The organism is Vibrio sp. 10N.261.55.A7 (genome assembly GCF_002877365.1).
In the GTDB taxonomy this organism is placed as follows: Bacteria; Pseudomonadota; Gammaproteobacteria; order Enterobacterales; family Vibrionaceae; genus Vibrio.
Window position 1 is genome coordinate 19951 of sequence record NZ_MCWZ01000327.1, and the last position, 10227, is coordinate 30177.

Consider the following 10227-nt stretch of genomic DNA (forward strand, 5'->3'; position numbering starts at 1 on the left):
AATTTTGTTATTCACAACAGTGTAAAAATTGTTATTTACAATTATAGCGTCAAGCTTTTTTTCGGTTTTTTTGTTGTTCCAAACGAAAAATTCTTGTGCTATTGAGACGTAATTATCGGTTGAATATGAGTTTTAACCTTTTAAAATACGCACAGAATAAAATTAATGATGTCTACCATGGAAAATGAAGTAAAGCCCCTGAAACGCGTTAGAGTAGCCATTATTGGTGGAGGGGTCTCTGGAGCGACAACTGCGGTCCATTTGAGTGAGCTTGGCATTTCCGTTGCTTTGCTTGAAAAAGGGCCGGGGCTCGTCAATGGGCCTCCTATTTGTCACTTACATGCAGGCGGTAATCTCTATCGTGAAATATCAGCCTCTCAGTGTATTGAACTCCTGGAGCAGTCGATTGATACGGTTCGTTTGTTTCCCCATACAATCAATCGCAGACCTACGGTCATAGCAACGCCAAAAAGCGATGAAGGAGATCCACAAGATATCTTGAATCGATTAGCCGTGATTCAATCTTGCTATCAAAACCTCATTGACTTAGATCCTAGAAATAGGGTTTTAGGGGCAGCATCAAACTACTTTAAATCGTATACAGAATCTGACCTAAGAGCACTAAGTAAAAGGCATCAAACTCAGCATCCCGTTGAATTTGATGATTGGATGATTCCCTTTGCTCAAAATGCAAAGCTTGATGTGTTGAAATACCCAGTGATTGCGGTACAAGAATACGGGTGGAGTGTCTTCCGGTTAGCCGCTAGTGCCACCTTGGTATTGGATGAAATTGAAAACTGTAACGTAATGACTGACACGACATTGGTTCGAGCTCAATATGCTGAAGACGGTTGGTTACTGACATACAAGAATTCTGATGATAAGGCTCTCCAGTTAAAAGCTGATTATCTTGTTAATGCTTGTGGCTACCAGACGGGTACCGTTGATGATAAGGCAAACTATCAACGTAATCGCATGGTTGAATTTAAAGCTGCATACCTAACAAAGTGGGCAGATTGTGATCAGGAGTGGCCAGAGGTTATCTTTCATGGACCGCGTGGCACATCGAAAGGGATGGCACAACTCACGCCTTATGCCAATGGTGTTTTCCAACTTCATGGCATGACAGAAGATATCACTTTATTTAAAGACGGATTGGTTTCTTCTACGGCCGAATCTGCTCAGCCCCAGTTGCCTAAGCAGTTGTCCGAAAAAATCACTCATGGTTGGCAAGACGACGCGATGAGTTCCAGAACGCTGAAAGCAATCACTCATATGGAGCAATTTATTCCTTCATTTGGTTCGGCTTTAATTACGGCTAAGCCACTTTATGGTGCTCAGCAAATACCCGGTGAAGATGCGACGTTACGGTCAACTGACGTTAGTTTTGAAAACCATAACTACGCAAGAGTCGAAGTGGTTAAGGGATCATCGGCACTAGAAGCTGCCCGAAAAATAGTTAGTCACTGGAGTTTAGTTGACGGATCGAATCAAAGTATTGAATCGATTCATCCAGTATCGTTATCTCTGAGTTATGCTCAGGTTGAGGAAAAAGCGACTGAATTGGCGGTGTCTCGAGCTTACCCGAAAGAATTAGCGCTAAAAACTGGCAACTAGTATTCTGTTCGAATGAGCGATATTTAATCTAACTGTTTGCGAGAATGTTTGGTGAATAACCGTGTTTGGTGAAGCACACTGTTTGGTGCAGTGAAATGTTCGCTGAAATACTGTGATTCGTGAAAAATATAGGTTTTTTAGAAACCAAAAAATTTAGCCCACTGGCACCAAACATCCTGCAACCCTAGAAGATCACCCTTCACAAATTGAACGGCCTGACCGGGCCTTGCTTGGGCTAAGCGTGGTAAATCAATTCGAGCTACGCAGCCAATTTTTGGATACCCGCCGATAGTTTGTCGGTCATGGAGTAAAATGATGGGCTCTCCATTGGGTGGCACTTGGATTGAACCCAAAGCAATCCCTTCACTGAGCAGTTCTTGACTTGGTGGGGATACTTTTCCATTGGTCAGTCTGTACCCCATACGATCAATATGCTGGCTGACTTTAAATGTTGTGCTGTAGAACTGATGGATGGCTTCATCAGAAAATCTATCGTTTTGATAGCTTTCTATGACCCTTAATTTTAGGGGAAGGTTGTAATCTGGCTGAAATCGAAAAGTGAGCGACGTATGTTTTCTAAGCAGATCATGGTTGGAAAATAGCAGTTCATCACCTGGCTGAAGAGCTCTTCCATCAGCATGAATACCGCCCAACTTTTCTCGAGTGACAGTTGCACAGCTTCCTTGTTGTAATTTGACGCTAAAGCCACCGCGGACAGCAAGGTAAGATCTTAAACCATTTCGAGCTAAAGCAAATTTTAGTCTTTGCCCTTTCGAAGCATTAAACGTACTCCAGTTTTCTATTCGAACGCCATCTAAAGTCGCATTGAGATCGGCGCCGGCTATAGAGAGCGTGCAAGGTTCTAGAATTTCATAGTCTGCCTGACCTAACGTTATCTCTAGAGCTGCACAATTTATTGGATTACCAAGAAGATGATTAGCCCAGCAATAGGCGTATTCATCAACTGGGCCTCCTTGAGTTATACCCATGTGACTGAGCCCAAAGCGACCAAAGTCTTGAATAAGACTAAGTTGGCCAGGTTTATGAACTTTAATTCCTCTTAATCTATGGTTCTTGGGTTTCAGTACAGTCATAGAACGCCTCCTAAAGACAAAAATTCATCTTTAGTAATCGAGCGAAAACGAACTGTTGCTCCAATAGAAAATGGCGTCATCTCTTCAGAGTTTGGGTTGTAAAGGTCGATAGGGCAGTTACCAATAATGTTCCATCCACCGGGGGAAGGGTTCGGGTATACCGCCGTTTGGTTGTTTGCAATGGCGATACTGCCTTTCGCTACATTGACTCTAGGAGATTCCAACCGAGGTTTTTGAAGTGTCGAATGAACGCCTGTTAAAAAGGCAAAGCCTGGGGCGAAACCAATGGCACCTACCGTGTATTCTTGGTCTGTATGGAGTCGAATAATATCTTCTAATGAAAGGCCTTCGTTGTAATAACGGTGCAAGTCTAGGCCAACGGATTCATGATAGAACGCGGGTAAGGTTGTTATTCGATCTTCAACTAATTCAGGGGAGTCAGTTTTCTTAATGCTCTCTTCTAACAAAGAGATAAAAATAGCCATATCCACCCTATGTGGCAGGTAATCGACCAAGATTGAGTCATAAGATGGGGTAACATTCATAATCACATTTGAAAAGCTTTTATCTAGAGCCTGACTGCAGTGACCAATGTAAAGAGATAACGCCTTACTGGGCTTTGCATTAAAACGAACTAGGATAGAGCACTCTGCTATGGGGTGTATTGTGAATTTAAACGTCAAAATGTACTCCGCCAAATATTTATTAGTCAGTTTAACTGTCATTAATCAATCGAGAAATGTCTTGAATAAGCTGAATTGAGTTTTCGTTATCCCCATGTACGCAAATCGTGTCCGCGTCGATTGGAATGACAAAACCGTCTAAAGTAGACACCTTTTTGTAGCGAACTATCTGCTTAAGTTGGTTAAGGATATCTTCGTTACTTGTGAGAACTGACCCCGAAGCACTTCTTGGAGCGAGCATTCCATTTGCTAAATAAGCACGATCAATAAATGCTTCAAATAATAAAGGGACATCAAATCGGTCGGCAACTTCTAATCGTTGTTGGTTATTCTGTGAGGCCAACGTCATTAATGGGATGTGGAAGCAGGATGTTGCGTCTACCACAGCTTCAAATATTTGGATATTAGTTTGCATATCGTTATATAAAGCGCCGTGAGGCTTGATGTAACCTAGAGTGGTATTTTTGCTTTCACACAGCGCTTTTAGAGCCCCAATTTGATAGATCAATATGTCTGAAAGCTCTTCAGGCTCAATATTCATGGTACGACGCCCAAAGCCTTGAAGGTCAGGATAACTAGGATGAGCACCGATGAGCACTTGGTTTTGAACGGCAAGCTGTATTGTATGGCTCATTATTTTGGGGTCGGATGCATGAAATCCACAGGCAATGTTAGCCATGTCTACGTGGGGCATAACCAAATCGTCGGCACCCATTGTCCACGCACCGAAACTTTCACCCATATCGCAATTTAATGTAATTTTATTTTTCTGCATTACTATCTCTAATTATCCGTAATCGATTCAGTTGACACTATCAGTATGGCTTATCTGATCTCAGCATGAGTGGATTAGTGAGATCAAATAATGACATGGGAGCGTAAGTTTAAAAAGCTTGATAGGATAAATTGAGAGAGGAATAAGATTTACAGATGGAGACGTAAAATAGTCACTCTTCTTCAGCAGAGGCTGGATGGCATATTCTCAACGTTAATACAGGCCATAACAGTACCGTGATTGACTATGACCTTACTACGTCATTGGTTATACTAATGAAAATGTTGACTAAAAATAAACAAAGGCTAGTGAAATGAACGTATTGGTAACTGGAGGAATGGGCTACATTGGCAGCCATACCTGCATTCAAATGATTGAGTCGGGAATGACTCCAATCGTGTTCGATAATCTTTACAACAGCAAAAGCAGTGTTTTAGAGCGTATTCAGAAAGTATCAGGATCTAAACCAGAATTTGTTCAAGGTGACATTCGAGATAAAGCGCTGCTGGTTGAGGTGATGAAAAAATACAGCATTGAGCGAGTAATCCACTTTGCTGGCCTTAAAGCGGTTGGTGAGTCAGTTGAAAAGCCTTTGGAGTATTACGATAACAATGTAAACGGTACATTAGTTTTAGTTGATGCCATGAGAGAATCGGGTGTAAAGAGCCTAGTCTTTAGTTCTTCAGCTACCGTATATGGTGATCCTGCATCGGTTCCAATCACCGAGGACTTTCCTACGAGTGCCACCAATCCTTATGGCCGCAGTAAATTGATGGTTGAAGAGTGCCTCACTGACTTCCAAAAAGCTAACCCTGATTGGAGCATTACGCTTTTAAGATACTTTAACCCTGTTGGCTCTCACCCGAGTGGCGAGCTAGGTGAAGATCCTCAGGGTATTCCAAATAACCTCATGCCGTTCGTTTCACAGGTAGCGGTAGGTCGTCGTGAATATCTTTCTGTATTTGGTAACGATTACCCGACAAACGACGGTACAGGTGTGCGCGATTATATTCACGTTATCGACTTGGCTGAGGGGCACGTAGCGGCATTAAACAAAGTGGGTGCTAAGGATGGTCTTCATATCTATAACTTAGGAACGGGCAATGGTTATAGTGTTTTAGACATGGTTAAGGCATTTGAAGCCGCATCTAACAAAGCGGTACCTTATAAAATTGTTGATCGCCGAGCTGGCGATATAGCCGAATGTTGGGCCGACCCAAGTAAAGCGATGAAAGAACTGGATTGGAAAGCGGAACGTACGCTTGAGGAGATGACACAAGATACGTGGCGTTGGCAGTCGTCGAATCCTGAAGGTTACCCAAATAGCTAAATCTGGCAGCAGCGGAATCTTCCCTCGATTCATCTGTTGATTCCTATAGAAAAAGCCACCGTTATAGGTGGCTTTATAATTCATCACGGATTCGCTTAGACTTCTTTATCTTTGCTAAGCGAAAGTAACCAAATACAAACCGCGGCTACGCCAGCAAATCCAGCGAGAATGATAACAGGCATTGCACTATAACCAAGTACGTGCCAGATAACAGATTCAAATGTACTCATTTTCTGACTCCCTATTACCAGCCGTCAATGCCATGCATGTCTGGCAGTTTATGTGCAATACCTTTGTGACAATCTACACACGTTTTCTCACCTGACGCTAACGCAGTTGAGTGTTGTTTTGCACTTCGTGAGCTTTGCTCAGAGAAATCCATGAATTCAAACTCATGACAGTTTCGACATTCTAGAGAATCGTTCGCTTTTAAACGTTGCCACTCTCGATTTGCGAGGTAACCACGTTTTGCTTCGAACTTCTCTTGAGTATCTATCGTGCCCATAAAGTGAGCAACGAGTTCTTTGGACGCCTGAACTTTACGGATAATTTTGTCTGTCCATTCATGCGGAACGTGACAATCTGAACAGATTGCTCGAACGCCTGAACGGTTAGAGTAGTGAATGGTTTCTTGGATTTCTTTAACGATTGGTGCGTGACAACCTGAACAGAATTCTTCTGTGTTGGTTGCTTCCATACCTGTGTTAAAGGCACCCCAGAATAGTAAACCCCCTGTAAACCCCATGAATAAAACAACGCCAACCGCAGCTTTACTCGGGCTTGATAGGCGTTTCCAGAACGCTTTAAGTAATTTCATAAAATAGCCTCTCTATACACCGGCTACGATTAGCGTAACGCGTCAACAGGTTTAAATTCATTCTCAATAAGCGGGTTAGCGGCTGCTTGAGGAACGTGACACTGAAGGCAGAAGTAACGACGAGGTGCTACATCGGCCAAAACTGCGTCTTCGCGGTTGACATAGTGAGTGACACTGACTTTGGTTGCGCCCATTTCTTTCGCATTTTTCCAGCTGTGACATGCCAAACATTTGTTTGCGTTAAGTGAGACTTCATACCCTCTCACTGAGTGAGGAACCAAAGGTGGTTGATAAACGAACTCGCTACCTAGTGCTTGTTCTCTCGGGAATTTTTTAAAATCATCAGCTGGTCGCGTTGCTTCAAGTTCACTCACACCACGTAGTGACTCAACACCACCAATGCCACCTGGATTATCAAGTTCTGCTTGAGCGACACCAGTTAATAAAAGACCAACTGACAATAGCGCTGTAATCAGTTTTTTCATGTTATTTTCTCCGCCTAATGGCTAATTCTTTGATAGGCAGTTGGTTATTGGCCAACCGCCATACTGTCTAATTCCACTAATAATCGATTAAGAAACTTTAGTGATCTTAACGGGACACTTCTTGAAATCCGTCTGTTTTGACAGAGGATCCGTTGCGTCTAAGATCAGTTTGTTAATGAGAATTCGCGCATCAAAGAATGGGACAAATACCAACCCTTGTGGTGGGCGATTACGGCCACGAGTTTCGACACGAATACGAACTTCACCACGTTTGTTTTCGATAAGAACTTCATCGCCGCGTCGTAAGCCACGTGCTTTTGCATCATCTGGATGCATGTAACACAATGCATCAGGGACTGCCTTGTAAAGCTCTGGAACGCGGCGAGTCATGGTACCTGTATGCCAATGCTCGAGAACACGACCTGTACACATCCACAAATCGAACTCTGAATCTGGCACCTCAGGTGGCGCTTCGTATGGCGCTGAAATAATCAGAGCTTTACCATCTGGTTTACCGTAGAAATCCCAATCAGAACCTGCTTTAGCGTATGGATCAGAGCCTTCTTTGAAGCGCCAAAGCGTTTCTTTTCCATCGACAACTGGCCAGCGTAATCCGCGTACTTGATGGTATACGTCATAAGGGGCTAAATCGTGCGCTTTACCACGGCCAAAGGTTGCGTATTCTTCGAATATCCCTTTTTGAACGTAGTAACCGAAGTGGTGAGCGTCATCATTAAGTTCACGAGCTTCTTTGATAGGGTACTTATCAATCTGTCCGTTTTTGAACAGCATGTCGTACATCGTTTTGCCACGATATTGTGGCGCCATAGCAAGTTGTTCTTCTGTCCAAACTTCTTCCATCTTGAAGCGTTTAGAGAATTCCATTATTTGCCATAAATCCGATTTCGCTTCACCTACTGTATCCACTTGTTGGTACCAAGCTTGTGTACGTCGTTCGGCGTTACCGTATGCGCCTTCTTTCTCAATCCACATTGCAGTAGGAAGAATAAGGTCAGCGGCTTGCGCTGTTGCGGTTGGGTATGGGTCTGAACAAACGATGAAGTTGTCTGGGTTACGGTACCCTTGCAGACGCTCTTCGTTAATGTTTGGTCCGGCTTGCAGGTTGTTGTTACACATAACCCAGTAAGCGTTCAGTTTACCGTCTTTAAGCATACGGTCTTGTAGAACGGCGTGGAAACCCGGTTTAGGTGGAATAACTCCGTCAGGAATGTCCCAGATTTTCTCTGCAATTTTACGGTGTTTTGGATTCGCGACAACCATGTCTGCTGGTAGACGGTGCGCAAAAGTACCCACTTCACGAGCAGTACCACAAGCTGATGGTTGGCCGGTTAGAGAGAATGGGCTGTTACCAGGAGTGGAGATTTTACCGGTAAGAAGGTGAAGGTTGTAAATAAGGCTGTTAACCCAAACACCACGCGTATGTTGGTTCGCACCCATTGTCCAGAGTGACATCACTTTCTTGTCTGGATCCGCATACTGCTTCGCAAGCTCGATAAGTTTGTCTTCTGGTACACCTGAAAGCTCAGTGGTGTACTCAGCGGTGTAGGGAGCAACAGATTTCTTGTACTCTTCGAAAGAGATAGAGCTCATATCGCCCGAGTTAGGGTTTTTCGCTTGTTGTTGAAGCGGGTCGTCGTCACGTAAACCATAGCCGATATCGGTTGTCGCTTGCTTAAAGTTAGTGTGCTTGTTGACGAAACCCCAGTTTACTGCATCGTTTTCGATGATGTAGTTAGCGATGAAGTTAGCAATCGCCAGATCCGATTGAGGCTCGAAGATGTAACCCGTGTCAGCTAATTCGAAAGAGCGGTGGTAGTATGTCGAAAGGACATTAACTTTAACGTGTGGGTAGCTTAAACGACGGTCAGTAATACGTGTCCATAGAACAGGGTGCATCTCGGCCATGTTAGAGCCCCAAAGCACGAAAGAATCTGCGTGCTCGAAGTCGTCATAACAACCCATTGGCTCATCGATACCAAAAGTACGCATGAAACCAACTACTGCCGACGCCATACAGTGGCGAGCATTTGGATCAATGTTGTTTGAACGTAGGCCCGCTTTCATCATTTTAGCGGCAGCGTAGCCTTCCATTACGGTCCACTGACCAGAGCCAAACATACCGACACTTGATGGGCCTTTTTCTTTAAGCGCATCTTTCCATTTCTCAGCCATGACGTCGAAAGCTTGATCCCAAGAAACGGGAGCAAAGTCGCCATTCTTATCGTACTTTCCGTCGGTCATACGAAGTAACGGTTGCTCTAAGCGATCTTTACCGTACATGATTTTGGACAGGAAGTAGCCTTTGATACAGTTTAGGCCTTTGTTTACTGGTGATTCAGGATCACCTTGGGTTGCAACCACTTTCCCGTTCTGAGTACCGACGAGTACAGAACAACCTGTACCACAAAAACGACAAGGCGCTTTGTCCCATGTAATCTTAGTCTGGTCTGAGCTCGCAATCAGGTTTGTTGCTGATGCAGGCAGTGTTACGCCCGCCACAGCCGCCGCTGATGCTGCTGCGTTTGCTTTCACAAACGCACGTCTTGTCATTTTCATACTTCACCCTCAGTGTGGGAATGGTTAATTCCAGTGTCTATGTCCATATCGTCTAAGCCTTGCTCAATTTGGTGATAGACCAAAACAGTACTTAGAACATTTGGTAAATTATTAATTGCGTCGATGGTATCGGTTACAAATCCTTGGTTTTCTGTTTCTAAAACCACAATGATTTTTCCCTCTGGGCTTTCTCCGTATATTTCAGCGTTATCATAACTTTCAATTTTCGCTTTAATCGTACTTAGATGCTCAGGAGAAACATGAACCACCAAACTAGAAATGTGCACTTCATTTAGTGCCATAGTTATCTCTCATTATTATTGACATTGCTTATATTGATTGCGGATGTAGGGCAAACTGATACACAGGCACCACATCCATTGCACATATCAAGATCTAACTTGGGTTGTGCAACCCTACCCAATTCAGGTTTAAAACTTATCACCATGCTCTCGCAGATCTCACTGCAGCTTCTACACTCGATATTTTGATAGGCGAGACAGGTTTCTTTTATCTCTGCTTTTGCTTGCCATGGCTCATCACTTTTAGGATTGAAAAGTGATTCGGGACAAACCTCTGCACACTTATAACAAAACGTACACTCGTCAATTGAAAAATCGACCGTAGGAAAGCCGCCGTCACCATTTACGATGATATTGGTCTCGCAACTCGATACGCATTTTCCACATCGAGTACAGTCATATACAAACTCATCAAGCTTTGAAATCCAAGGTAAGCGCACAGAGCCGACGTCTACTTTAGCTCTTGAAAATAATCGTCTTCTAGAAAGATCTACCACTGTTTCACCTTGGGAAAAACATACCTCTTAAAGGTAGCCTATATTTCTTG

11 protein-coding genes are annotated in these 10227 nt (G+C 43.6%); 2 read left to right on the top strand and 9 right to left on the bottom strand.

Annotation, left to right across the window (positions count from 1 at the left end; translation table 11 throughout):
• The first annotated feature begins 177 nt into the window (after positions 1–177).
• Entirely contained in the window at positions 178–1617 is a 1440-nt protein-coding gene (locus BCU12_RS21185) for an FAD-dependent oxidoreductase (protein WP_102406472.1), read from the top strand.
• 137 nt (positions 1618–1754) lie between these two features.
• Here BCU12_RS21185 and BCU12_RS21190 read toward each other — a convergent pair whose 3' ends face one another.
• From BCU12_RS21190 to BCU12_RS21200, 3 genes are read right to left on the bottom strand one after another with little or no spacing between them, the layout of a single operon-like run.
• The gene (locus BCU12_RS21190) at positions 1755–2711 is read right to left on the bottom strand and encodes a biotin-dependent carboxyltransferase family protein (protein ID WP_102406474.1); all 957 of its coding nucleotides are present in this window, start codon (positions 2709–2711) and stop codon (positions 1755–1757) included.
• Positions 2708–3394 carry an allophanate hydrolase subunit 1 gene (locus BCU12_RS21195; RefSeq protein ID WP_241909889.1) on the bottom strand — a complete coding sequence of 229 codons (687 nt, stop codon included), beginning with the start codon at positions 3392–3394 and terminating at the stop codon, positions 2708–2710. The genes BCU12_RS21190 and BCU12_RS21195 overlap by 4 nt, the downstream gene beginning before the upstream one ends.
• Before the next feature lie 31 nt (positions 3395–3425).
• On the bottom strand, positions 3426–4169 hold the full coding sequence (locus tag BCU12_RS21200; RefSeq protein WP_102406478.1) for a 5-oxoprolinase subunit PxpA: 744 nt from the start codon (positions 4167–4169) through the stop codon (positions 3426–3428).
• 313 nt (positions 4170–4482) lie between these two features.
• On the opposite strand from BCU12_RS21200, the gene galE reads away from it, so the two are divergent.
• Positions 4483–5499, top strand: a complete 1017-nt coding sequence (gene galE, locus BCU12_RS21205) for a UDP-glucose 4-epimerase GalE (protein WP_102406480.1) — start codon at positions 4483–4485, stop codon at positions 5497–5499.
• Positions 5500–5594: 95 nt separating this feature from the next.
• Here the strand turns inward: galE and BCU12_RS21210 are convergent, their stop codons facing one another.
• The 6 genes from BCU12_RS21210 to napF form a co-directional block, all read right to left on the bottom strand.
• Positions 5595–5729, bottom strand: coding sequence for a TIGR02808 family protein (locus BCU12_RS21210; RefSeq protein WP_102406482.1), 135 nt, complete (start codon positions 5727–5729; stop codon positions 5595–5597).
• A gap of 14 nt (positions 5730–5743) precedes the next feature.
• Positions 5744–6316, bottom strand: coding sequence for a NapC/NirT family cytochrome c (locus tag BCU12_RS21215; RefSeq protein ID WP_102406484.1), 573 nt, complete (start codon positions 6314–6316; stop codon positions 5744–5746).
• A gap of 29 nt (positions 6317–6345) precedes the next feature.
• Positions 6346–6801, bottom strand: a complete 456-nt coding sequence (locus BCU12_RS21220; protein ID WP_102406486.1) for a nitrate reductase cytochrome c-type subunit — start codon at positions 6799–6801, stop codon at positions 6346–6348.
• Between the two features lie 87 nt (positions 6802–6888).
• Entirely contained in the window at positions 6889–9378 is a 2490-nt protein-coding gene (napA, locus tag BCU12_RS21225; protein ID WP_102406488.1) for a periplasmic nitrate reductase subunit alpha, read from the bottom strand.
• Entirely contained in the window at positions 9375–9680 is a 306-nt protein-coding gene (locus BCU12_RS21230) for a chaperone NapD (protein WP_102406490.1), read from the bottom strand. Before BCU12_RS21230 ends, napA begins: the two co-directional genes overlap by 4 nt.
• 2 nt (positions 9681–9682) lie before the next feature.
• Entirely contained in the window at positions 9683–10177 is a 495-nt protein-coding gene (gene napF, locus BCU12_RS21235) for a ferredoxin-type protein NapF (RefSeq protein ID WP_102406492.1), read from the bottom strand.
• Between the last annotated feature and the right edge of the window lie 50 nt (positions 10178–10227).